The organism is Aquaspirillum sp. LM1 (genome assembly GCF_002002905.1).
In the GTDB taxonomy this organism is placed as follows: domain Bacteria; phylum Pseudomonadota; class Gammaproteobacteria; order Burkholderiales; family Aquaspirillaceae; genus Rivihabitans.
This window is the reverse complement of record NZ_CP019509.1, coordinates 2,640,052-2,661,876: the sequence shown is the minus strand read 5'-3', so window position 1 is coordinate 2,661,876 and position 21,825 is coordinate 2,640,052. Positions and strand designations below refer to the sequence as shown.

The window sequence follows — 21,825 nt, the reverse complement described above, 5'->3', positions numbered from 1 at the left end:
TTAGAAGCGTTTGGTCAGATGGGCGCTGTGGATGATGGTGCTGGCGATTTCCTCGATGGATTTATGCGTGGTGCTGATGAACGGCACGCTTTGCTGACGCATCATCGCCTCGGCTTCGTTGATCTCGAAGCGGCAATTGTCCAGCGACGCATACGTGCTGTTTGGCCGGCGTTCCGAGCGGATTTGCACCAGACGCTCCGGGGTGATGGTCAGGCCAAACAGCTTGTGGCGATGCGGCAGCAGCAGCTTGGGCAGCACCGGCTTGCCAAAGTCTTCCGGGGTCAGCGGATAGTTGGCGGCGCGGATGCCGTACTGCAGCGCCAGATACAGGCAGGTGGGGGTTTTTCCCGAGCGCGACACGCCAACCAGAATCACGTCGGCTTCCGCCAGGGCATTGGGCTTGAGGCCATCATCGTGATTCATCGAGAAATTCACCGCATCAATCCGGTGATGGTAGGTTTTTTCGTTGCCAATCCCGTGCGACTTGCCCGCTGTGCGCGAAGCATGCATGCCCAGCTCGTCTTCCAGACAACTGATGAACGAATCAAACAGGTCGATGACCAGCGCGCATTCGTCCACCGCAATGGCCTTGCGCACGCCAGGGTCGATAATCGACAGGAACACCAGCGGGCGGTGGTGGTCGGCCTGCGCGCGGGCGGCAATGCGCTGGCTGACCTCGTTGGCCTTGTCCGGCGAATCGATGAACGGAATGGTTTCCCGCTTGAATTCCACCGCCTCGAACTGGGTCAGCAGGGTGTGGCCCAGCGATTCGGCAGTGATGCCGGTACGGTCAGAAATAAAGAAGGCAGAGCGGCGATGTGGCATGGGAACTCCCGTGGGTCTGTCATTCCAGACGATTATACGCGCAGGAACATGCACTTTCGCAGGGCAAATCCTGCTTTTGTGCAGTGCATTAAGGTTACGCAAAGTTTACGCTTTCGGATAGAATCCGGTTTTCGATAGCCCCCATCTAGCACAGGAAGTTCGTTACATGGCAGAGAATTACGTTGTCTGGTTCGACAAGCTGCGCATGACCGACGTGGAAACCGTCGGCGGCAAAAATGCGTCGCTGGGCGAAATGATTAGCCAGCTCGCCAGTTCCGGCGTGCGCGTGCCTGGCGGTTTCGCCACCACTGCACAGGCTTACCGCGATTTTCTCGCTCACAATGGCCTGGCCGATCGCATCAGTGAGATGCTCGCCAAGCTTGATGTGGACGATGTGGTGGAGCTTGCCCGCGTGGGCAAGGAAATCCGCCAGCTGATCGTGGATACGCCGTTCCCGGCACAGCTGGAAACTGAAATCCGCACCGCCTACGACCAAATGGTCGCCGATTCCGGCGCTGCCATTTCGGTGGCCGTGCGTTCCTCCGCCACGGCAGAAGACCTGCCGGACGCCTCGTTTGCCGGCCAGCAGGAAACTTTCCTGAACATTCTCGGCTTCGAGAATGTCATGGCGGCGATCAAGCATGTGTTTGCCTCGCTGTACAACGACCGGGCCATTTCCTACCGCGTGCACAAGGGCTTTGCCCATGACGTGGTGGCCCTGTCTGCCGGCATTCAGCGCATGGTGCGTTCCGACTGTGGTTCCGCCGGTGTGATGTTCACCATCGACACCGAATCCGGCTTTGACGACGTGGTGTTTGTCACCGCGTCCTACGGCCTGGGCGAAACCGTGGTGCAGGGGGCGGTCAACCCGGATGAATTCTATGTGCACAAGCCAACGCTGAAAGCCGAGCGTCCGGCCATCCTGCGCAAGAATCTGGGTTCCAAGCAAATCAAGATGGAATTCACCGACACCCGCGAAGCAGGCCGTTCGGTGAAAACCCTCGACGTTGCTCCGGAACTGCGTACCCAGTTCTCCATCACCGACGCCGATGTGGAAGAACTCGCCCGCTTTGCCCTGATCATCGAAAAGCACTACGCACGTCCGATGGACATCGAGTGGGGCAAGGACGGCGTGGATGGCAAGCTGTACATCCTGCAGGCCCGTCCGGAAACGGTGAAGTCGCAAGAGTCCCGCGTGGACACCCTGCGCCGCTACCGCCTGAAGAACAAGAGCAACGTGCTGGTGGAAGGCCGCGCCATTGGTCAGAAGGTAGGCCAGGGTGTGGTGCGTCTGATCAAGGACGCCTCCGAAATGGATCGCGTCAAGCCGGGCGATGTGCTGGTGACCGACATGACCGACCCTGACTGGGAACCGGTGATGAAGCGTGCTGCTGCCATCGTGACCAATCGTGGCGGTCGCACCTGCCATGCGGCAATTATCGCCCGTGAGCTGGGCATTCCGGCAGTGGTGGGCTGCGGTTACGCCACCGACGTGCTGAAGGATGGCATGCAGGTCACCGTGTCGTGCTCGGAAGGCGACACCGGCAATATCTACGACGGCCTGCTCGAAGTGGAAATCATCGATCTGGCGCTGGACAGCATGCCGGATGCCCCGGTCAAGATCATGATGAACGTGGGCAACCCGGAACTGGCGTTTGACTTCTGCCAGCTGCCGAACGAAGGCGTGGGCCTGGCGCGCATGGAATTTGTGATCAACCGTCAGATTGGCATTCACCCGAAAGCCCTGCTGGAGCTGGATCGCCTGTCGCCGGAACTGCAAGCCACCATCCGTGACCGGATTTCCGGCTACGCCAGCCCGGTGGACTTCTACGTCGACAAGATCGCCGAAGGCGTGGCCACCCTGGCCGCTGCGTTCTACCCGAAAAAGGTGATTGTGCGCATGTCCGACTTCAAGTCGAACGAATACGCCAACCTGATCGGTGGTTCGCTGTATGAGCCGCACGAAGAAAACCCGATGATCGGTTTCCGGGGTGCTGCCCGCTACATTGCGCCGGAATTCCGCGATTGCTTCGAGCTCGAATGCCGCGCCATCCGCAAGGTGCGCGACGTGATGGGTCTGACCAACGTCGAAGTGATGATCCCGTTCGTGCGCACGCTGAAGGAAGCCGAATCCGTGGTGCAAATCCTCAAGGATTTCGGCCTGGAACGCGGCAAGAACGGCCTGCGCCTGATCATGATGTGCGAACTGCCGACCAACGCTGTGCTGGCCGAACAGTTCCTGGAACACTTCGATGGCTTCTCCATCGGCTCCAACGACATGACCCAGCTTACCCTGGGCGTGGACCGCGATTCCGGTGGCCCGATTGCGCCGACCTTCGACGAGCGCGACCCGGCAGTGAAGGCCATGCTGCATATGGCCATCTCCACCTGCCGCCGTCTGGGCAAGTATGTCGGCATTTGCGGCCAAGGCCCGTCCGACCATCCGGACTTTGCCCAGTGGCTGGTCGATGAAGGCATCGAAACCATCTCGCTGAACCCGGACACTGTGGTGGAAACCTGGCTGTATCTGGCCAAGGAAGCCCAGAAGTAAGACATGTCTGTCTTGCTTGGTTCGTGCAAAAACCCCCGGCAACGGGGGTTTTTGTTTGCGTGCCTGCACTTTTTGTCATTCCGGCAGTCTGCTGGCTGCCTGTGTTTTTCTGTGAGCCGACGATGACCTGCTTGCGCCTTGCCGCCCGCGCCGCCCTCAGTCAGGCGGGGCTGGCCGACAAACTTGCCGCTGTGGCGGCACTTGATCTGACCCTGCCGGTGGGCGCTGAGCCGCTGTCGCCGTGCGCCGGGCCGCTGCCGGGCCGGCCAGCCCATCCGCTGCTGGTGCCGCCAGGCCAACTGCCCAAGCGCAGCCTGCACAGCGTGGCGGGCCGCGCCGCGCTGATCCACGCGCTGGCGCATATTGAACTCAACGCCATTGACCTGGCGCTGGACATCGTCTGGCGCTTTCCCGGCCTGCCCGAGGCGTTTTACCACGACTGGCTGAGCGTGGCCGTCGAGGAGGCCGGGCATTTTCAGCTGCTGCACGCCCATCTGAACAGCCTGGGTTATCAGTATGGTGATTTCCCCGCGCACAACGGCCTGTGGGACATGGCGGAAAAAACTGCCGACGATATTCTGGCCCGGCTGGCGCTGGTGCCGCGCACCCTGGAAGCGCGCGGGCTGGATGTCTCGCCGCCGCTGCAGGACAAACTGCGTCAGGCTGGCGATCACGCTGCCGTGGCGATTCTGGAGGTGATTTTGCGCGATGAGATTGGCCATGTGGCGCTGGGTAACCGCTGGTTTCACACCCTGTGCGCCGCCCGTGGCCTGGACCCGGCGGCGCATTACCGCCAGCTGTGCCATGACTACCACGCCCCGCGCCTGCGCGGCCCGTTCAATCTGCCGGCGCGGCGTCTGGCCGGCTTTGACGAGGCCGAACTGGCCGCGCTGGAAGCGGGTTAGCCGATGAATGAGCATCCGCCCAGCCTGGAGCAGCGCGACGACGGCGTGGTGTGCTTGCGCGGAGCGTGGACCTTTGCCGGCCTGCGCGCCCAGCCCCAACTGCGCGCGCAGCTGCGCCAGCTTCGCGCCAAGGCCCAGAGCTGGGACGTGCGCCAGGCCGAGCTGGACAGCTTGGGGGCCTTGTGGCTGTGGCAGGACTGGCAGGCCCGGCTGCCGGCCCAGTTGCAGGCCAGCGCGGCGCAGCTGGCGCTGTGGCAGGGCTTGCTGGACGAACAGGTCGCCGCACAGGCCGACACTGCGCCGGTGCGCTCGGCGGGCCGCTGGCGCGCCGCCGTGCAGGGTCTTGGTGAGGCCACCCTGGCGTTGGGTCGTGAAGCGCAGGCGGTGTGCATGCTGTGGGGGCGGGTGCTGCTGGCCAGCGCGCATGTGCTGCGCCATCCGGCTGCGCTGCCCTGGCGGGAGTTGTCGGCCAATATGTACCACGCTGGCGTGTCGGCGCTGGGGATTACCGCGCTGGTCGGGCTGTTGATTGGCGTGGTGCTGTCGTATCTGTCTTCGCAGCAGCTGGCGCGCTACGGTGCCAATGTGCTGATTGTTGATTTGCTTGGCATCAGCATCCTGCGCGAACTCGGCCCGCTGCTGGCGGCCATCCTGGTGGCCGGACGGTCTGGGTCGGCCATGACTGCCCAGTTGGGCACGATGAAGCTGAACCAGGAGCTGGACGCGCTGTCGGCGCTGGGCATTTCGCCCACCTTGCGCCTGGCCTGGCCCAAAACCGTGGCCTTGCTGCTGGTGATGCCGCTGCTGGCCGCCTGGACCAGCGCGCTGGCGCTGCTGGGCGGCATGCTGGCGGCCAACTGGGAGCTGGGGCTGTCGTTTGCCCAGTTTCTCGACCGCTTTCCCCGCGCGGTCAAATTGGTTCACCTGTGGGTGGGGCTGGGCAAGTCGGCGGTGTTTGGCCTGCTGATTGGCCTGATTGGCTGCCATTTTGGCCTGACCGCGCCGCCCTCCAGCGAGGGCCTGGGCCGGGCCACCACCCGGGCCGTGGTGGCGGCAATTACCCTGGTGATTGTGGCCGATGCGCTGTTTGCCGTGCTGTTTTCCATTACCCTGAAGTCCCGGCCATGAGCGCGCCCGCCGCCATTGTGCTGAATGACATCGAAACCCGCTTTGGTGAGCGGGTGATTCATCAGCACCTCAACCTGACCGTGCAGCAAGGTGAAGTGCTGGCGCTGGTGGGCGCGTCTGGTTGCGGCAAAACCACCCTGCTGCGCCACATGATCGGCCTGTCGCGGCCCAGCGCCGGCACGGTGGAGGTGCTGGGCTGCCGGCTCGACCCGGAGCGGTTTATCGCCCAGCGCCCGCTGCGTCAGCGCTGGGGCGTGCTGTTTCAGGCTGGCGCGTTGTTTTCTGCGCTGACCGTGCTGGAAAACGTGGCCCTGCCGCTGCTGGAGCGTGGCGGGTTGCGGGTGTCGGATGCGCTCATTCTGGCGCGCTGCAAACTGGCCCAGGTGGGCCTGGCCCGCCACGATGCCGACAAACTGCCGGCGCAGCTGTCCGGCGGCATGGTCAAGCGGGTGGCGCTGGCCAGGGCGCTGGCGCTGGAGCCGGAACTGCTGTTTCTGGATGAGCCCACCGCCGGGCTTGATCCGCTGGGTGCGCAGGCGTTTGTGGCGCTGCTGGCAGACATGCGCAAGCTGCACGACCTCACCGCCGTGATGGTGACCCACGAACTCGACCGGGTGGCCCCGGTGCTGGATCGGGTGGCGGTGCTGGCCGACCAGCGTGTGGTGGCGGTCGGTTCACTGGCGCAGGTGCGCCAGGTCGATCACCCGTTTATCCAGGCGTATTTTGCTGCGGAAGTGACTCCGACAAAGGATGAACATGGAAAGTAAGGCATTTGCCCTGTGGACCGGGCTGTTTATGCTGCTGCTGTTATCGGCGCTGGCGGTGACGGTGGCGTGGATGAGCGGCGCGCGTCAGGGGGACCGGGTGGCGTACACCGTGGTGTCCAGCCAGTCGGTCAGCGGGCTGAACCGCGAGGCGGCAGTGCAATACCGGGGGATTCCGGTGGGCAAGGTGGTGGCGCTGGCGATTGACCCAAGCAATCCGCGCCTGGTGCGCATTCAACTGGACGTGGACGTGGCGGTCAAGCTGAGCCCGCAGGCCTGGGCCAGGCTGGGCACCCAGGGGCTGACCGGGCTGACCTTTGTGGAACTGCACGATGACGGCGGCCCGCCCTGGCGCAACCCGGCAGGCGCACCCTTGCCGATGCGCCCGTCGCTGTGGCAGGACACCACCAACAAGCTGCCTGCCGTGCTGGGCGAAGCCCGCCTGCTGGGGGAGCGGCTCAATGCCGTACTGGACGAGCGCAACCGCCGTGAGCTGGCGGAATTGCTGGCCAATCTGAACCGCCTGTCGGCCCAGCTGCCCGTGTTGGGCGAGCAATCGGCCACCACGCTGGCCGCCAGCCGGGCGCTGGTGAACGAACTGCGCCAGCTGGCGCAGACCAGCCGTAGCCTGCTGGTGCAAACCGCGCCGCAATGGCAAGGTGCCGCCGCCCGGCTGAATCAGGACACCCTGCCGCAGTTGGGCCAGCTGGCGCTGCATGCCGAACAAACCGCCCAGGCGCTGGACACCCTGATCGACAACCAGACCCGCCACCCGCAGCAACTGCTGCTGGGCGCGCCAGCCAGCCGCCCCGGCCCTGGCGAAGCCGGATTTACCCCCTCTGGAGCGCCACAATGAACCGGCTATTCTGGCTTGGCCTGCTGGCCTGCGTAGGCTTGAGCGCCTGCACCACCCCTGCCGTCAACGAAAGCCGCTACCGGCTGCTGCCGCCTGCGGCAACGGCTGGCACCCTTCGCCCGGCCTTGCCGGCGTTGACCGTGCAGATGGACCAGGCCGCCTGGCTGAATGGCAGCGCCATGCATTACCAGCTCAGCAGCAGCGCACCGGCCTTGTTGCGTTACCGCGACAGCCTGTGGGCTGACCGCCCGGCGGCGCTGTTGCACACCCAGCTGCGCCAGCGTCTGGCGGACATCTCCTTGCGCCCTGGCCCGGCCTGGACGCTGCGGCTGACGCTGGAACAGTTTGAACAACAGTTTGCCGCCGACCTGAGCAGCCAGGGCGTGGTGCGCTGGTATGCCGAACTGCGCGATGAACACGGCCAGCTGCGCGCCCGTCGCGGGCTGAGCGCCAGCGCGCCGGCAGCCAGCGCCAATGCCGAAGGCGGCGTGCGCGCGCTGTCGCAGGCCAGCGCACAACTGATTGACGACACGCTGGCCTGGGTGGCGCTGGCGGTCAGATAGGTTCACCCTTCCCCGGCAATATCATCACCCGCTGCTGGACATGACTCCTGCCTGGTCAGCGCCGCCTGCACATACTCCACCAGCATGGTGACCTTGGGCGGGGTAAACCGGCTGCGCGGCCAGGTGGCCCAGACGGCATCGCACAGGGTGTAGCGTTCCAGCACGCTGACCAGTGCGCCGCTGGCCAGCGCATCGGCCAGGTAATAATCCGGCAACTGCACCAGCCCCATCCCTTGCAGGGCGGCGGTGCGCAGCGCCACGCCGCTGCTGCAGCGTAGCGGACCGCTGACGCTGATGTCGCGCTGCTGCTGCCCATCCTGAAACCGCCACACTTCGACCATGCCCACCAGGCAGGCGTGCTGGCGCAGGTCGGCCAGGGTGTGTGGCGTGCCGTAGCGGGCCAGGTAGGCGGGCGAGGCGCAGACATGGTGCACCCTGGGCGCCAGCTGGCGCAGCATCAGCGAACTGGCGTCCATCGGCCCCAGGCGGATGCCCAGGTCAAAATTTTCTGCCACCAGATCCACCTTGCGGTTATCCAGGTTCAGCTCGGCGCTCACTTCCGGGTAGTCGCGCAGATAGCGCAGCAGAATGGGCGCAATCACCGTTTCGCCGTAGTACACCGGCGCGGTAAGGCGCAGGTGGCCGATAGGCCGGGCCTGAGTGTGCGACAGCGCCTGTTCGGCGGCGTGCAGGCCATCCAGCAGCGGGCGGCAGTGCTGGTAGTACTGCTGGCCGGCTTCGGTGACGCTCACGGTGCGGGTGGTGCGATACAGCAGGCGGGTGGCCAGCCGCGCCTCCAGCGCCGACACCTGGCGGCTGACCTGGGCCACCGACATGCCCAGCTTGCGCGCAGCGGCGGTGAAGCTGTGCTGTTCGACCACGGTGACAAATTCCACCACGCCTTCCCACGGCAAGATTGTTTCCATTGCGCAATAATGTGTTTCCAGATCGGGGGATTATCACTGTTCTGGTGAAGACTACAATACTGGCATGTCTGCTGTTGCCCCTGGCGCTGCTGTTGGGCGGGCCAGGGCCAGCGTGTGTGTGACCGTTGTCCCGACAAGGAATTGTGCATGAACATGATCAAAACCCGCGCCGCCGTCGCCTGGGCGCCGAACCAGCCGCTGACCATCGAAGAAGTGGACCTGATGCCGCCGCAAAAAGGCGAAGTGCTGGTGCGCATTGTCGCCAGCGGCGTGTGCCACACCGACGCTTACACCTTGTCTGGCAAGGACTCCGAAGGCGTGTTCCCCTGCATTCTTGGCCATGAAGGCGCCGGCGTGGTGGAAGCCATCGGCGAGGGCGTGACCAGCGTGGCGGTGGGCGACCATGTGATTCCGCTGTACACCCCGGAATGCGGCGAGTGCAAGTTTTGCAAATCCGGCAAAACCAATCTGTGCCAGGCCATCCGCGCCACCCAGGGCAAGGGCCTGATGCCGGACGGCACCACCCGTTTTTACAAAGATGGCCAGCCGATTTACCACTATATGGGCACCTCGACCTTCTCCGAGCGCACCGTGCTGCCTGAAATCGCCCTGGCCAAAATCAACAAGGAAGCCCCGCTGGAAGAAGTCTGCCTGCTGGGCTGTGGCGTCACCACCGGCATGGGCGCGGTGATGAACACCGCCAAGGTGAAGGCTGGCGACACGGTGGCGATTTTTGGCCTGGGCGGCATCGGCCTGTCGGCGGTGATTGGCGCGCGCATGGCCGGTGCCAGCCGCATCATCGGCATCGACATCAACACCAGCAAGTTTGATCTGGCCAAGCAGCTGGGCGCTACTGACGTGATCAACCCGAACGACTTCAGCAAGCCGATTCAGGAAGTGATTGTCGAGATGACCGACGGCGGGGTGGATTTTTCGTTTGAGTGCATCGGCAATGTGCATGTGATGCGTTCAGCGCTGGAATGCTGCCACAAGGGCTGGGGCGAGTCGGTGATTATCGGCGTGGCCGGCGCTGGCGAAGAAATCGCCACCCGCCCGTTCCAGCTGGTCACTGGCCGGGTGTGGCGCGGCTCGGCGTTTGGCGGCGTGCGCGGTCGCTCCGAGCTGCCAAACTATGTCGAGCGCTATCTGAAGGGCGAATTCCGCCTGGACGACTTCATCACCCACACCATGCCGCTGGAAGACATCAACACCGCCTTTGATCTGATGCACGAAGGCAAGTCGATCCGCACGGTGATTCACTTTGATGCCAAGTGAGCCGCAGATGAGCGCCACGCTTGAATTAGTGTCCAGCCAGCGCTGCTTTGGCGGCTGGCAGCGCCGCTTTCGCCACGCCAGCGCCAGCACGCGCTGCGAGATGACCTTGTCGGTGTACCTGCCGCCGCAGGCGCAGGCCGGCGTGCGCGTGCCGGCGCTGTACTGGCTGTCCGGGCTGACCTGCACTGACGAGAATTTTTCCACCAAGGCCGGCGCCCAGCGCATGGCCGCCGAGCTGGGGCTGGCGCTGGTGATTCCCGACACCAGCCCGCGCGGCGCGCAGGTGGCCGATGCCGAGCGTTACGACCTGGGCCAGGGGGCCGGGTTTTACCTGAACGCCACCCAGGCACCGTGGTGCGAGCACTACCGGATGGAAGACTACATCGTCGATGAGCTGCCGGCGCTGCTAGAAGCCGAATTGCCGATTGGCCCGCTGCGCGCCATCAGCGGCCATTCGATGGGCGGCCATGGCGCGCTGACCCTGGCCATGCGCCATCCGGGCCGTTATGTGTCGGCGTCGGCGTTTGCCCCCATCGTCAACCCGGCTGACACGCCCTGGGGCCAGCAGGCATTTGCCGCCTACCTGGGTGAGGCGCGCGAGGCCTGGTTGGCGCACGACGCCAGCCAGCTGATGGCCACAGCGGCGCATCGCCTGCCCTTACGGGTGGATCAGGGCGGCGGCGACAGCTTTTTGCCGGAGCAGCTGCAACCGGAGGTGCTGTGCGCGGCGGCCAAGGCGCATGGCTGGGATCTGGATTACACCCTGCACCCGGACTACGACCACAGTTATTACTTCATCGCCAGCCTGATTGAGGCGCACCTGCGCTTTCATGCCGGGCATCTGGCCAAGGCGGGCGAGTAGTCAGTCACCCTGATGAACTGATCATTGGCACCGATACCCAAGTTCAGCGCGCTCGCCTGCAGGCGGGTATTTCAACGGGACGGCGACTCGACCGCTTTCGACTGAACCTCACCCGACTTGTCGCTCCCGCGCAGGCGGGAACCCAGACCGCGCCACCGCGTGCGCCGTGGGCGTGGCGCATGGCGGGACGGTGGTGAGAATTCATACCCGCTGCACGCTGTGGATACCCCTGGATTCCCGCCTGCGCGGGAATAACGCAGTGGGATGCGGCGGATGGTTCGCTGTATCAAGTTAAGATTTTGTGTTGAAAGAAATTAAGCAAGACATCCGACGTCAGCTGGCTCGCATGCACCCTTGTGTTTCAACGTGACTGGCTAATAGGGCCGGACAGCACCACCGCCACAAAGCATTTGGCCCGCTTGCGCGGGCCAAATGTCATCCAAACATGTCGCCAATCCGGCTTACTCGTCGTTGAGCTGACGGGTAAAGTGGAACGAACTGATGACCATGCCCTTGCGGAAATACAGCCGGTGGGCATCGGTGCGCCAGGTGCCGGAGTCCAGCGCCAGCCACTCTGCCCCGCGTGAGCGGGCCAGGGTGTCGCACCAGTCCAGCAAGGCACCGCCCACGCCCTGTGAGCGCACGTTCTGGTCGGTGACCAGATCGTCCACGTACAGGCGCAGGTTCTGGTAGGTGTTTTCGTACAACCGGTACAAGGCCAGGCCAAGCACCTGGGTGTCGTGTACCGCCACCACCATGCGGGCACCGCCGGCAAATACCCTGGCCATTTTGGCCGGGTAGTCGTCGGGCAGCATGGGGCGCAGCTGGCGATGGACTTCTGCCGCCGCGCTGAGCAATTGCGGTTCGATAATGTGGCCGGCTTCGTCAGTCACCGGCACCACACGCAATGCCACCATGGCTTAGCCCCGCGACGGCGCAATGACCACCGCTTCGCCTTCGATCACCACGGTATCCTTCACCGAACACACGGTGGAGAGGGTCACGCGCTTCTTGGCTGGGTCGAGGGTCAGCACGGTGGCTTTGGCCGTAACCGTGTCACCGATGCGCACCGGGGCTTTGAATTTCAGCGTTTGGCCCAGATAAATGGTACCTTCACCGGGCAGGCGCGTGCCGAGGATGGTGGAGATAAAGCCAGCCGACAGCATGCCATGGGCGATGCGGCCCTTGAACATCGTGGTTTCAGCGTATTCGGCGTTCAAGTGAACCGGATTGTTATCACCGGAGACGGCGGTAAACAGCAAAATGTCTGCTTCCGTCACGGTTTTGGCATACTCGGCGGTCTGGCCGACAGACAGGTCTTCGAAGTAAACAGTAGGCACGACTGACTCCTCGGGTTATGTTGCACTGCAACGTAGAACTTGCCATTCTGAGGTCAGCCGCGCAAAAATGCAATTTGCCTTGCACACTGCCTCTTGCTATCCGCGAGAGAGCAGAGTAAATTCAAACAGTCGTTTAAAATTCGGCTGCGCGCGAGACTCGCGTGCGCGCGCCTGTGCAGGCATGATTGAGCCACTCACTGAACACATCTGCAGCTGGAGGAATATGAAAGTTCTAGTCGCCGTGAAACGCGTTGTGGATTACAACGTGAAGGTCCGCGTGAAAGCGGATGGGTCTGACGTTGATGTCGCCAACGTCAAGATGTCGATGAACCCCTTTGACGAAATTGCCGTCGAAGAAGCCGTTCGTCTGAAGGAAGCCGGCAAGGCTACCGAAATCGTCGCCGTATCGATGGGCGTCAAGCAGTGCGAAGAAACCCTGCGCACCGCGCTGGCCATGGGGGCTGACCGCGCCATCCATGTCGAAACCGACGCCGAACTGCAGCCGCTGGCCGTGGCCAAGCTGCTCAAGCAGATTGCCGCCAAGGAAGCCCCGCAACTGGTGATCCTGGGCAAGCAGGCCATCGACGACGACGCCAACCAGACCGGCCAGATGACGGCTGCGCTGCTGGGCTGGGCGCAAGGCACGTTTGCCTCCAAGGTGGAACTGGCCGATGGCAGCGTGGCGGTGACCCGCGAAGTGGATGGCGGCCTGGAAACCGTCAGCCTGACGCTGCCGGCGGTGGTGACCACCGACCTGCGTCTGAACGAGCCGCGCTACGTCAAGCTGCCCAACATCATGGCCGCCAAGAAAAAGCCGCTGGATAAAACCAGCCCGGCTGATCTGGGCGTGGACGTGACCCCGCGTCTGAAAACCCTGAAAGTGGCAGAGCCGGCCAAGCGCTCGGCTGGCATCAAGGTGGCCAATGCAGCAGAGCTGGTGGCCAAACTGAAAAACGAAGCAAAGGTGCTGTAATACTATGGCTATCCTGGTTATCGCCGAACACGACAACAGCCAGATCAAGTCTGGCACCCTGAACACCGTTTCTGCCGCACTGAAGCTGGGCAGCGATGTCCACCTGCTGGTGGCTGGCAGCGGATGTGCCGCCGCCGCTGACGCTGGCAAGCAGATTGCTGGCGTGAGCAAAGTGCTGCTGGCCGACGCTGCGGTGCTGGCGCACCCGCTGGCGGAGAACCTCACCCCGCTGGTCGTCGATCTGGCCAAGCAATACAGCCATGTGCTGGCCCCGGCCACCACCTTTGGCAAAAACCTGCTGCCGCGCGTGGCCGCCCTGCTCGACGTGGCCCAGATCAGCGAAATCACTGCCGTTGAAAGCGCCGATACCTTTGTGCGCCCGGTGTACGCCGGCAACGTGATGGCCACGGTGCAATCCACCGACGCCATCAAGGTGATTACCGTGCGCACCACCGCGTTTGAACCGGCAGCCACCGCTGGCGGCTCGGCAGCGGTTGAAGCCGTTTCTGGCGCTGCCGATGCGGGCCTGTCCCGCTTTGTCAGCCAGGAACTCACCGTCTCCGACCGCCCGGAACTGGCTGCCGCCAAGATCGTGGTGTCTGGTGGCCGTGCGCTGGGCTCGGCTGAGCAGTTCAAGGCCGTGATTGAACCGCTGGCCGACAAAATTGGCGCAGCAGTGGGCGCTTCGCGTGCGGCTGTGGACGCCGGCTACGCCCCGAACGACTACCAAGTGGGTCAGACCGGTAAAGTGGTGGCACCGCAGCTGTACGTGGCGGTAGGCATCTCGGGTGCCATCCAGCATCTGGCCGGCATGAAAGACTCGAAAGTGATCGTGGCCATCAACAAGGACGAAGAAGCACCGATTTTCCAGGTGGCGGATTACGGCATTGTTGGCGACCTGTTCACCGTGTTGCCTGAACTGATGAGCGAGCTGTCCAAGTAAACCCATGACGCCGATGGCCCGATAAGGGTCGGGAGTCAGGTGCCACAGAATGCACCGGCTGCCACGCCTGCCGTATTTGGCTGGCGGATCACAACGGCTGTCACCAGAGAAGAGCCAGAGTGCCCGTCTGGCGGAGAGACTCTGCGTGGTGGCCGTTTTCATATCGCAGAGGAGTTAGCATGACCTATCAAGTTCCGCTCAAGGATATTCGTTTTGTGCTGTCCGAACTGGCCGACCTGCCAGCGGTCTGCACACTGCCTGGCCACGAAGACTGCAACGTCGAGCTGGTGGACGCCATTCTCGACGAAGCCGCCAAGTTTGCCGAAGGGGTGCTTGCCCCGATCAACCGCAACGGCGACAAGGGCAACACCTGGAAAGACTATCAGGTGACCACCGCCGAAGGCTTTGCCGACGCCTACCACCAGTTCCGCGACAGCGGGTGGGTGGGCCTGCGCGCCCCGCAAGACGTGGGCGGCCAGGGCCTGCCGGCGCTGGTGGCCATGGCCACCGAAGAAATGTGGTGCTCGGCCAACCTGTCGTTCTCGCTGGCCCCGCTGCTGACCCTGGGGGCCATTGAGGCCATCCATCACCACGCCAGCGAAGACCTGAAAGCCACCTACCTGCCGCGCATGGCCAGCGGCGAGTGGACCGGCACCATGAACCTGACCGAACCCAACGCCGGCTCCGACCTGGCGCAAGTGCGCACCAAGGCGGTGGACAACGGCGACGGCACGTATTCGATCACCGGCCAGAAGATTTTCATCACCTGGGGTGAGCACGATATGGCCGACAACATCGTCCATCTGGTGCTGGCCCGTCTGCCGGACGCCCCGGCGGGGGTGAAGGGCATTTCGCTGTTTATCGTGCCCAAATACCTGGTGAACGCCGACGGCTCGCTGGACCGGCGCAACGACGCCCGCTGTGTGTCCATCGAACACAAGCTGGGCATCCACGGCAGCCCCACCGCCGTGATGAGCTTTGGCGACGAAGGCGGTGCCGTTGGCTATCTGGTGGGCGAGCTGAACAAGGGCCTGGGCTATATGTTCACCATGATGAACCACGCCCGCCTGGGCGTGGGCGTGGAAGGCATGGCCATCTCCGAGCGCGCTTACCAGCACGCCGTGGCCTACGCCCGCGACCGCGTGCAAAGCCGCGAACTGGGCAGCCCCAACCCGGCCAGCGCCGCCATCATCAAGCACCCGGACGTGCGCCGCATGCTGATGACCATGCGCGCCCAGATTGAAGCCCAACGCGCCCTGGCCTACTACACCGCCACCGCGCTGGACCGCGCCGCCACCCACCCCCACCCGGAAGAAAAAGCCCGCAACCAGGCGCTGGTGAACTTCCTCATCCCCATCGTCAAGGGCTGGAACACCGAGCAAGCCAACGAAATCACCTCGTTGGGCGTGCAGGTACACGGCGGCATGGGCTTTATCGAAGAAACCGGTGCCGCCCAGTATTACCGCGACGCCCGCATCACCGCCATTTACGAAGGCACCACCGGCATCCAGGCGCTGGACCTGATTGGCCGCAAGCTGGCCTCGGAAAACGGCGTGACCGCCCGCACCGTGCTGGCCGAAGTCAAAGCCGTGGCCGCCCGCCTGGCCGACGCCGGCCCCGAGCTGCAAGCCTTCCAGGCCGCGCTGAACATCGCCGTGGAACAAGCGGAAACCTGCGTGGACTTTGTGCTGACCCACTTTGCCAGCAACCCGCGCCTGCCGGCAGCCGGCTCGGTGCCCTTCCTCAAGCTGATGGGCATTGTGCTGGGCGGCTGGCAAATGGCCCGCGCCGCCCTGGCCGCCCAAGCCAAACTGGCCGAAGACGGCGCCGACGTGGACTTCCTCACCGCCAAACTGATCACCGCTCGCTTCTACGGCGAACACCTGCTGCCGCAAGTCAGCGGCCTGACCGTGGCGATTCTGCACGGTGGGGAATCGGTGCTGGCGCTGGATGAAGCGGCGTTTTGAGAGGTGGGCTTGTAAAAGGTGTAAGGGATACGCTGAGAAAATCGTCATTCCCGCGAAAGTGGGAACCCAGGGGGTTGATTTTGCTGGGTTTTATTTTTGGTAAACACGATTTTTTTTGAATAAATCAGCGCATCTTTAAGGTGAAGAGAAAAACCCCGGACGGGTGGACTGTCCGGGGTTTTTTGTGGGGGCGATACCAGGGGGGGAACGGCTCTCAATACTCATACCCACGCGCCTGCCAATAATGCCAATCCTCGACGGCTTCACAAGTGAGTTCATCGTTTGAATAACACGCCAGCTGCCCCAGCGGTGCGATAAATGTCTTTTTGCCCTGCTTGACCTGCACAAAAACCTCGTTCATGCACTGATCTTCATCGGCCATGTCAATCACTTCGACCGCGTCACCAACCTTCAACGGCAGTCCTGGCCGTTGCACAAAGCATTCCGCTTTAAAAGGCATCCGCAAAGCGGACTCAAGATAATAATACCAGCCCATGGCATGCTCGACTTCGCCATAGGCATCCACAATGATTTCGTCGTAGATGCGGCGCTCTCGCTCAGGTTGTTTGGGGGTGATGGCCATGATGCTCCTGAAGGCAGTTGTTATTGGGAGGGCTGAGCCAGCGCAAGAAGAACTTGCTAAAAAAGTGGCCCACTCACTATTTTTTGCACTTGGCTTTTAAATCTGCCTTGTGTCTTGCATAGCTTTTGAGCTTTGAGAGAGAGGCTCGCCAATATCACCCCGCTGCTGGATTGCAGTTTTTCGGCGACAAACTCAGCCCGTGACGAAGCGGACGCGCTCAATACCCAGAACAACAGGGCTATCAAAGTCCCCAAGTGAAAAAAGCTCTTTTTCAGGAGCTTTTTTCACAAAACTAATCAGACCTCTTGGGATACGCTGAAAAAATCGTCATTCCCGCGAAGGCGGGAATCCAGGGTGTTGATTTTGCTGGGTTTTGCTCTTGGTGAGAACAATTTTTTTGAATAAATCAGCGCATCCCTTGATCAGTTGCGCGGCAAACCTCGCGCTTCAGGGCGGGGAAGGATAGCGCGGACGGCCTAGTAGCCAGTCACGTTGAAACACGATGGCTCACGTTCCACGACGAACCACTCGCCGCGCCCCACCGCGTCATTCCCGCGCAGGCGGGAATCCAGGCGTGTCCACAGCGTACAGCGGGGTGAGCGCTCATCAGCGCTACCTGCGCCATGCCCACCGCGCACGCTGTGGCGCGGTCTGGGTTCCCGCCTTCGCGGGAACGACACCTGAGGTGAAACTCATGCCGAAAGCGCTCTAATCGCCTGTCAGTCGATTCAGATCATGGTGACTGGCTACTAGCCCTCCTTGCTTTTGCCGTTTAGTGCGGCGTCTTCTGCTGTTCGATGTATTGGCGGATGACCTCGATGGGCGCACCGCCGCAGCTTCCAGCAAAATACGATGGCGACCACAATGCGCCGCCCCATAACTTCTTGCGGATGCTCGGGGAGTTCTTCTAGCCAATCATGCGGCTGGACACGCCTTTCAGGCTGTTCACCAGTGCCGATACCGCCACCTTCGGCGGGTAGTTCACCAGCACCAGAGCCTCTTTAGTGAACACATCACGTCGATACCTGGTAACAAAGACCAAGTGAAAATGCATCCTGAAAACACAGTGTCTACCGTGCAGAATATCAATTTCTTCGCTCATAGGCCAAGAGTATACTGGCCGCCATGCAACGACTTCAAGCCTTCAAATACGAACTACAGCCGACCGGCGAACAGCAGCACAATATGCGCCGCTACGCGGGCGCTTGTCGCTTCGTATTCAACAAGGCGCTGGCATTGCAAAAGGACAATCACGAGGCCGGCAACACGTTCATTGGCTATGTGGCAATGGCCAGGAATCTGACCGCGTGGCGCAATGGCACCGAGACACCCTGGCTCAAAGATGCGCCGGTTCACCCGCTGCAACACGCGCTCAAGGATTTGGAAAAAGCCTACAAGAACTTCTTTGCCAAGCGGACAGCATTTCCCCGCTTCAAGAAGAAAGGCCAAGGCGACAGCTTCCGCTACCCCGACCCGAAGCAAATTAAACTCGATCAGGCTAATGGGCGCATCTTCCTGCCCAAGCTTGGCTGGCTGCGCTACCGCAACAGCCGGGAAGCGCTGGGAGAAGTGCGCAATGCGACGGTGAGCCAGTCGGGCGGCAAGTGGTTCGTGTCCATCCAGACGCAACGTGAAGTTGAAGCTGCCACGCCGAGGGGCGGTATGGTCGGCATCGACATGGGCATTGCCCGTTTTGTCACGCTGTCAGATGGTTCATTTCTCGCTCCGCTCAATAGCTTCAAACGGAACGAATCCGCGTTGCGATCTGCGCAGCGGGCAATGAGCCGTAAAACCAGATTCAGCCACAACTGGAAGAAGGCCAAAGCCCGCATCCAGAAGATTCACGCCCGTATCGGCAATACCCGCCGCGACTACCTGCACAAAGCCACGACCACCATCAGCCAAAACCACGCGATTGTGTGCATCGAAGATTTGCAGGTGCGGAATATGTCCAGGTCAGCGGCAGGGACAAGCGAAAGTCCGGGCAGAAATGTTCGCGCCAAATCCGGCCTGAACAAAGCCATTCTCGACCAAGGCTGGGCCGAGTTTCGCCGCCAGCTCGATTACAAGCTGGCCTGGAACGGCGGGCATCTCATTGCCGTGCCACCGCAAAACACAAGCCGTACCTGTCCGAGTTGCGGCCATGTGTCGGCGGAGAACCGACCAACACAAGCCCGATTCGAGTGTATGGAATGCGGTTTCGAGGAAAATGCCGATCTGGTCGGCGCGATCAACGTATTAAGGGCAGGACATGCCCGGTTAGCCTGTGGAGAGTTGGCGCAGTCAGGCCGCTCGGTGAAGCAGGAACCCGCCGAAGTGAGTGAGCTTTTAGCTAGCCGCAGTAGGAATCTCCTTCCTTCCCGCGCTTAAGCGCGGCGAGCCATAGGCGAGAGGGAGGGGAGGATGTCAACCATGCGTACACAATCACCTTCGCCTTCGAATCGTAGCGGAAGAACAGCCGATAGCGCCTGCCGAGCTTGGCCCGCCGCCAGTGACGGTAAGCTGGCCCCATGGTATTGCCTTGGCGATATTCGTCGCGGGCAGGATCGTCCGGCACCACGTCTTGTATCAACTGGACCAAGGCGCGGAAGAACTTGACGTTGGCGTTGGCCCCAAACCCTTCCGGGTCGTTTTCTTGCGCGCGCAGCACCGCCGTGCGCAATTTCATCATCTGCTCAATCAGCTGGTGATGAAACAGCAGCGTCCAGCCATGCCGTTGCATTAGATTTCCACGTCTTCGTCAAAATCGTCACCCAGCTCTGCCTTGAAGCCCGCGTGCTCCAGCATCGTGCGAGCCAGATCCTCGGGCAGGCCGCTCACATTCTGGCCTGTTTCAATGTCGCGCGCCAGTAGGGCCAGAAATGCGGCAATGGCTGGGTCCTCGTGCTCGGCATCCGCGCGGGTCACGACCACTTCATTGCCCCTAAGCTCAAACGAGAGCTTGCTGCCGGTATCAGCGCCAAGCGCTTGTCGAATGGACTTGGGCAGTGTGATCTGCCCCTTGGACGTGACGGTGGCCACCTCTTGAATGACCGGCATGGCGGCTCTCCTGATCGCAATACTGACAAAGTAAGAAAATTTCCTTACCACGTCAATGTCAGGCTTGCTTTGGGGTTGCCAGATTGTGGGGTGAGATCGCTGAGCCTTCGCGCATCCGTTGCCGGTCAGCTTGGGGGGGGCGGTGCGAGAGGCGGGTGTTGCGTCAGACGCAGCCAGCGTTTGTGGCGTCATTGGTGGCAGAGGAAGTGCTTAATTTGCGCGCCACGATTTTGACGGGTGCCCTTTTATGGCCGGGCAAGGACCGTGGTCTCTCGTGTATATGCGTACCCATCACCGCCAAGTTTGCCCACTGCATCAAGAAGGTCATGGCTGATGTCTGATTGAACGCGCACATCATCGGCAACGTAGATCCCAAGCACATCCAACAAAACAACGCTGCCGCCCGATGGCTCGGAAGACACCTGAATCACTTCTCGAAGCGCGCACTCATAGCGAACTTTTGATGCAGCCACTGCCGGCGCGGCAACACATTGACTTTCACAAGATTCGATCCCCGCCGCTGAGAACTCACTGATTTCGGGTGGAAAGCTTTTGCATGTGGCATTCATTTTTTCCAGCAATGCCGCACTCACGATATTGATCACACAGGATTTCGTGGCAAGAATATTTGTGAGCGTGTCTTTGTTCTTGCCGCTTCTCGGTGTCACTTGTGTGTACAGCAGGACGGGAGGGTTGCAGCTGGCTACGGTAAAAAATGAGTAGGGAGCCAGATTGGTAATGCCCGTTGCAGAAATTGTACTGATCCAGGCGATTGGCCGAGGGATGACGCCACCGACAAGATGGCGATAGTTTTCTTGGGCGGTTAATTGGGTGGTGTTTAGATACATGGCAGGGTTTTGGGGGGGAGGTGTCTGCGTAGACTAAATGTAAAGTGTGCCTGACAACATTAAGTACCGGCCTGAGGGCCGCGCGCTTAATGTTGTCAGGTGTAAAAGCTAAGGATGCTGTGATTGAATTACGGCAGGTAGTTAAATTTTGCTCTGTTGCACTTGGCGCTTGAGCTCGCCATTGATTTGATTTAGCTATTAACTGTTGCACTTACTTTTTGAACTCGCCTTCGCGACCGTTTGGCATGAGGTATCCCGAGAGTGCTAACGTCGCGATAAGCGACGGTTTTTAAGTTGACTTTTGCCGTAAAATGTGGAAAAGCGGAATGGCAAAAATGCAACTTAAAAACCATCCGTTTGATTGCTTTGTTAGGCTTTTTATTTCTTGCAAATAAATTGAACTAGATCGTATTTGCTTGAGCCAGTAACGAGAGATGTCCATTTTGACTGGCTAGACCAATCTTTAAGCGGTTTGCTTGGCTTTTCTTGCGCGCCGTCTTCATTGCTGCCAGCCAGTTCAAAATATTGCTTTGATACGCAGTTAATTTTGAGTTCAGTAAAGTCTGTGTATTCGTTGCCTTTTCCTATACGGCTAGTTAGAACTTTAATTATTCCATTCTCGATTTTTGAATGCTTTAACACATAATAAGTTCCACTATCGCCAGAAGAAGGTGCGTGATACATTTCTTTTGCGTGAGAATTTATGGGTATGCTTATTAGAATAATGACTAAAAAATATATTTTCATAAAATTACTCCCTGGTTTCTAAGTGGTGCCTAACGTTTGACGTGAGGGGTCGCCGTAGCGGCAAAGCCGCGAAGGGAACCCACAAGCGCAGCTCGTGGGCAGTCCCTCTCGACGGAATTGTTAGCCATTTTCGGCATATTTTTTGACCGCTGCTTTCAAAGCACTGTCTATTTCTTCTGAGATCTCTCGCGCCTGTTTAAAAGCGTCTTTTACTTCTTCGCTTTCTTTTGGGTAAAGGCCGTTTCCGAGCCTTGCCAGATCTGCAACTTTGAAACATAGCTCAAAGTACTTTGCTATTTCACTAGACAAGGACTCTTTGACATAGAAGGCAGCATCTCTTGATGGGTAGTAAAACTTGGATACTTGCTCCATGTCTGGACGAAACCCTCGCTGCTCCATATGCATTTTCAACTCATAGAACGCATCGTAGATAGCTTTTCTGTGAGCCAAAAGCGCTAGCTCATTGGCGCGCTTTGCCTCTTCGGCAGCCCACCTTGCATATAAAGCGGATAGCCCGGCCACTAGTGCGGCTAAGACCGCAATGACATCAGATGCTCCTAGGGAAAGCACGAATTCGGAGGGCACGATCAGTTCCTGATGGCTAACTTACCGTTGCACCTGCGTCAGTTTGTGTGACGCAGGTGCAACGGTAAGTTAGACCGGTAATTTGTGCAAGATTTTTTGTGCCGCGAGGTGCGGGAAGGGAGCCAGAAACTCCTTGCTGCCTGAT

At 60.8% G+C, this 21,825-nt stretch carries 21 protein-coding genes and 2 pseudogenes; 12 read left to right on the top strand and 11 right to left on the bottom strand.

All coding sequences use genetic code 11. The annotated features are described in order from the left end of the window. On the bottom strand, window positions 1-825 hold the full coding sequence (locus tag BXU06_RS11430) for a pyruvate, water dikinase regulatory protein (RefSeq protein WP_077299648.1): 825 nt from the start codon (window positions 823-825) through the stop codon (window positions 1-3). Window positions 826-991: 166 nt separating this feature from the next. Here BXU06_RS11430 and ppsA point away from each other — a divergent pair, with 166 nt between their 5' ends. From ppsA to BXU06_RS11400, 6 genes are all read left to right on the top strand, one after another. After that, the gene (gene ppsA / locus BXU06_RS11425) at window positions 992-3,376 is read left to right on the top strand and encodes a phosphoenolpyruvate synthase (RefSeq protein WP_077299646.1); all 2,385 of its coding nucleotides are present in this window, start codon (window positions 992-994) and stop codon (window positions 3,374-3,376) included. Between the two features lie 122 nt (window positions 3,377-3,498). Further along, window positions 3,499-4,281, top strand: a complete 783-nt coding sequence (locus BXU06_RS11420; protein WP_077299644.1) for a ferritin-like domain-containing protein — start codon at window positions 3,499-3,501, stop codon at window positions 4,279-4,281. 3 nt (window positions 4,282-4,284) lie between these two features. After that, window positions 4,285-5,409 carry an ABC transporter permease gene (locus BXU06_RS11415; RefSeq protein ID WP_077299642.1) on the top strand — a complete coding sequence of 375 codons (1,125 nt, stop codon included), beginning with the start codon at window positions 4,285-4,287 and terminating at the stop codon, window positions 5,407-5,409. Continuing rightward, entirely contained in the window at window positions 5,406-6,176 is a 771-nt protein-coding gene (locus BXU06_RS11410) for an ABC transporter ATP-binding protein (protein ID WP_077299641.1), read from the top strand. Before BXU06_RS11415 ends, BXU06_RS11410 begins: the two co-directional genes overlap by 4 nt. Next, window positions 6,166-7,029, top strand: coding sequence for an MlaD family protein (locus BXU06_RS11405; RefSeq protein WP_171982201.1), 864 nt, complete (start codon window positions 6,166-6,168; stop codon window positions 7,027-7,029). The genes BXU06_RS11410 and BXU06_RS11405 overlap by 11 nt, the downstream gene beginning before the upstream one ends. Further along, window positions 7,026-7,592: an ABC-type transport auxiliary lipoprotein family protein gene (locus tag BXU06_RS11400; RefSeq protein ID WP_171982200.1), complete on the top strand. Its 567-nt coding sequence runs from the start codon at window positions 7,026-7,028 to the stop codon at window positions 7,590-7,592. The genes BXU06_RS11405 and BXU06_RS11400 overlap by 4 nt, the downstream gene beginning before the upstream one ends. A 2-nt stretch (window positions 7,593-7,594) precedes the next feature. On the opposite strand, the gene BXU06_RS11395 is transcribed toward BXU06_RS11400, so the two are convergent. After that, a complete protein-coding gene (locus tag BXU06_RS11395; protein ID WP_077299635.1) occupies window positions 7,595-8,518 on the bottom strand; it encodes a LysR family transcriptional regulator in 924 nt (307 codons plus the stop codon). A 153-nt stretch (window positions 8,519-8,671) separates the two neighbouring features. Here BXU06_RS11395 and BXU06_RS11390 point away from each other — a divergent pair, with 153 nt between their 5' ends. Beyond that, the gene (locus tag BXU06_RS11390) at window positions 8,672-9,793 is read left to right on the top strand and encodes an S-(hydroxymethyl)glutathione dehydrogenase/class III alcohol dehydrogenase (protein WP_374754330.1); all 1,122 of its coding nucleotides are present in this window, start codon (window positions 8,672-8,674) and stop codon (window positions 9,791-9,793) included. Window positions 9,794-9,800: 7 nt separating this feature from the next. After that, on the top strand, window positions 9,801-10,655 hold the full coding sequence (gene fghA, locus BXU06_RS11385; RefSeq protein WP_077299631.1) for an S-formylglutathione hydrolase: 855 nt from the start codon (window positions 9,801-9,803) through the stop codon (window positions 10,653-10,655). Between the two features lie 461 nt (window positions 10,656-11,116). Here the strand turns inward: fghA and BXU06_RS11380 are convergent, their stop codons facing one another. Continuing rightward, window positions 11,117-11,572 (bottom strand): GNAT family N-acetyltransferase, encoded by a 456-nt coding sequence (locus BXU06_RS11380; protein ID WP_171982199.1) that lies wholly within the window; start codon window positions 11,570-11,572, stop codon window positions 11,117-11,119. 3 nt (window positions 11,573-11,575) lie between these two features. Further along, complete coding sequence (locus tag BXU06_RS11375) at window positions 11,576-11,995, bottom strand: MaoC family dehydratase (RefSeq protein WP_077299629.1); 420 nt, start codon at window positions 11,993-11,995, stop codon at window positions 11,576-11,578. Window positions 11,996-12,218: 223 nt separating this feature from the next. Here BXU06_RS11375 and BXU06_RS11370 point away from each other — a divergent pair, with 223 nt between their 5' ends. The 3 genes from BXU06_RS11370 (at window position 12,219) to BXU06_RS11360 (ending at window position 15,878) form a co-directional block, all read left to right on the top strand. Next, window positions 12,219-12,968 (top strand): electron transfer flavoprotein subunit beta/FixA family protein, encoded by a 750-nt coding sequence (locus BXU06_RS11370; RefSeq protein ID WP_077299627.1) that lies wholly within the window; start codon window positions 12,219-12,221, stop codon window positions 12,966-12,968. A gap of 4 nt (window positions 12,969-12,972) precedes the next feature. Continuing rightward, window positions 12,973-13,911 (top strand): electron transfer flavoprotein subunit alpha/FixB family protein, encoded by a 939-nt coding sequence (locus tag BXU06_RS11365; protein WP_077299625.1) that lies wholly within the window; start codon window positions 12,973-12,975, stop codon window positions 13,909-13,911. A gap of 179 nt (window positions 13,912-14,090) precedes the next feature. Then, window positions 14,091-15,878, top strand: a complete 1,788-nt coding sequence (locus BXU06_RS11360) for an acyl-CoA dehydrogenase (protein ID WP_077299623.1) — start codon at window positions 14,091-14,093, stop codon at window positions 15,876-15,878. Window positions 15,879-16,092: 214 nt separating this feature from the next. On the opposite strand, the gene BXU06_RS11355 is transcribed toward BXU06_RS11360, so the two are convergent. Together BXU06_RS11355 and tnpA are read right to left on the bottom strand one after the other, a co-directional pair. Then, window positions 16,093-16,461, bottom strand: a complete 369-nt coding sequence (locus BXU06_RS11355) for a calcium-binding protein (RefSeq protein ID WP_077299621.1) — start codon at window positions 16,459-16,461, stop codon at window positions 16,093-16,095. 772 nt (window positions 16,462-17,233) lie between these two features. Next, a pseudogene (gene tnpA, locus BXU06_RS11350) lies at window positions 17,234-17,563 on the bottom strand (IS200/IS605 family transposase). 23 nt (window positions 17,564-17,586) lie between these two features. Between tnpA and BXU06_RS11345 the strand changes: the two are divergent. Further along, complete coding sequence (locus BXU06_RS11345; RefSeq protein WP_077299619.1) at window positions 17,587-18,831, top strand: RNA-guided endonuclease TnpB family protein; 1,245 nt, start codon at window positions 17,587-17,589, stop codon at window positions 18,829-18,831. A gap of 36 nt (window positions 18,832-18,867) precedes the next feature. On the opposite strand, the pseudogene BXU06_RS11340 reads toward BXU06_RS11345, so the two are convergent. The 5 genes and pseudogenes from BXU06_RS11340 to BXU06_RS11325 all read right to left on the bottom strand — a co-directional run. Further along, window positions 18,868-19,183: pseudogene (locus tag BXU06_RS11340) on the bottom strand (type II toxin-antitoxin system YhaV family toxin); the annotation flags it as partial. Beyond that, a complete protein-coding gene (locus tag BXU06_RS11335) occupies window positions 19,183-19,500 on the bottom strand; it encodes an AbrB/MazE/SpoVT family DNA-binding domain-containing protein (RefSeq protein WP_077299617.1) in 318 nt (105 codons plus the stop codon). The pseudogene BXU06_RS11340 and the gene BXU06_RS11335, both read right to left, overlap by 1 nt. A gap of 245 nt (window positions 19,501-19,745) precedes the next feature. Next, window positions 19,746-20,348 (bottom strand): flavin reductase family protein, encoded by a 603-nt coding sequence (locus tag BXU06_RS11330; RefSeq protein WP_077299615.1) that lies wholly within the window; start codon window positions 20,346-20,348, stop codon window positions 19,746-19,748. A gap of 378 nt (window positions 20,349-20,726) precedes the next feature. Then, the gene (locus BXU06_RS17445) at window positions 20,727-21,095 is read right to left on the bottom strand and encodes a hypothetical protein (protein ID WP_150125181.1); all 369 of its coding nucleotides are present in this window, start codon (window positions 21,093-21,095) and stop codon (window positions 20,727-20,729) included. 120 nt (window positions 21,096-21,215) lie between these two features. Then, a complete protein-coding gene (locus tag BXU06_RS11325; protein WP_077299613.1) occupies window positions 21,216-21,680 on the bottom strand; it encodes a hypothetical protein in 465 nt (154 codons plus the stop codon). Window positions 21,681-21,825: the final 145 nt, after the last annotated feature.

Excerpts from the sequence above, each read along its gene's own strand:
- ppsA (WP_077299646.1), top strand. The coding sequence starts at position 992 with ATGGCAGAGAATTACGTTGTCTGGTTCGACAAGCTGCGCATGACCGAC.
- BXU06_RS11355 (WP_077299621.1), bottom strand. The coding sequence starts at position 16,461 with ATGGCCATCACCCCCAAACAACCTGAGCGAGAGCGCCGCATCTACGAC.
- BXU06_RS11430 (WP_077299648.1), bottom strand. The coding sequence starts at position 825 with ATGCCACATCGCCGCTCTGCCTTCTTTATTTCTGACCGTACCGGCATC.
- BXU06_RS11380 (WP_171982199.1), bottom strand. The coding sequence starts at position 11,572 with ATGGTGGCATTGCGTGTGGTGCCGGTGACTGACGAAGCCGGCCACATT.
- BXU06_RS11335 (WP_077299617.1), bottom strand. The coding sequence starts at position 19,500 with ATGCCGGTCATTCAAGAGGTGGCCACCGTCACGTCCAAGGGGCAGATC.
- BXU06_RS11330 (WP_077299615.1), bottom strand. The coding sequence starts at position 20,348 with ATGTATCTAAACACCACCCAATTAACCGCCCAAGAAAACTATCGCCAT.
- BXU06_RS11400 (WP_171982200.1), top strand. The coding sequence starts at position 7,026 with ATGAACCGGCTATTCTGGCTTGGCCTGCTGGCCTGCGTAGGCTTGAGC.
- BXU06_RS11395 (WP_077299635.1), bottom strand. The coding sequence starts at position 8,518 with ATGGAAACAATCTTGCCGTGGGAAGGCGTGGTGGAATTTGTCACCGTG.
- BXU06_RS11420 (WP_077299644.1), top strand. The coding sequence starts at position 3,499 with ATGACCTGCTTGCGCCTTGCCGCCCGCGCCGCCCTCAGTCAGGCGGGG.
- BXU06_RS11365 (WP_077299625.1), top strand. The coding sequence starts at position 12,973 with ATGGCTATCCTGGTTATCGCCGAACACGACAACAGCCAGATCAAGTCT.
- BXU06_RS11415 (WP_077299642.1), top strand. The coding sequence starts at position 4,285 with ATGAATGAGCATCCGCCCAGCCTGGAGCAGCGCGACGACGGCGTGGTG.
- fghA (WP_077299631.1), top strand. The coding sequence starts at position 9,801 with ATGAGCGCCACGCTTGAATTAGTGTCCAGCCAGCGCTGCTTTGGCGGC.
- BXU06_RS11405 (WP_171982201.1), top strand. The coding sequence starts at position 6,166 with ATGGAAAGTAAGGCATTTGCCCTGTGGACCGGGCTGTTTATGCTGCTG.
- BXU06_RS11370 (WP_077299627.1), top strand. The coding sequence starts at position 12,219 with ATGAAAGTTCTAGTCGCCGTGAAACGCGTTGTGGATTACAACGTGAAG.
- BXU06_RS11360 (WP_077299623.1), top strand. The coding sequence starts at position 14,091 with ATGACCTATCAAGTTCCGCTCAAGGATATTCGTTTTGTGCTGTCCGAA.
- BXU06_RS11390 (WP_374754330.1), top strand. The coding sequence starts at position 8,672 with ATGATCAAAACCCGCGCCGCCGTCGCCTGGGCGCCGAACCAGCCGCTG.
- BXU06_RS17445 (WP_150125181.1), bottom strand. The coding sequence starts at position 21,095 with ATGAAAATATATTTTTTAGTCATTATTCTAATAAGCATACCCATAAAT.
- BXU06_RS11345 (WP_077299619.1), top strand. The coding sequence starts at position 17,587 with ATGCAACGACTTCAAGCCTTCAAATACGAACTACAGCCGACCGGCGAA.
- BXU06_RS11410 (WP_077299641.1), top strand. The coding sequence starts at position 5,406 with ATGAGCGCGCCCGCCGCCATTGTGCTGAATGACATCGAAACCCGCTTT.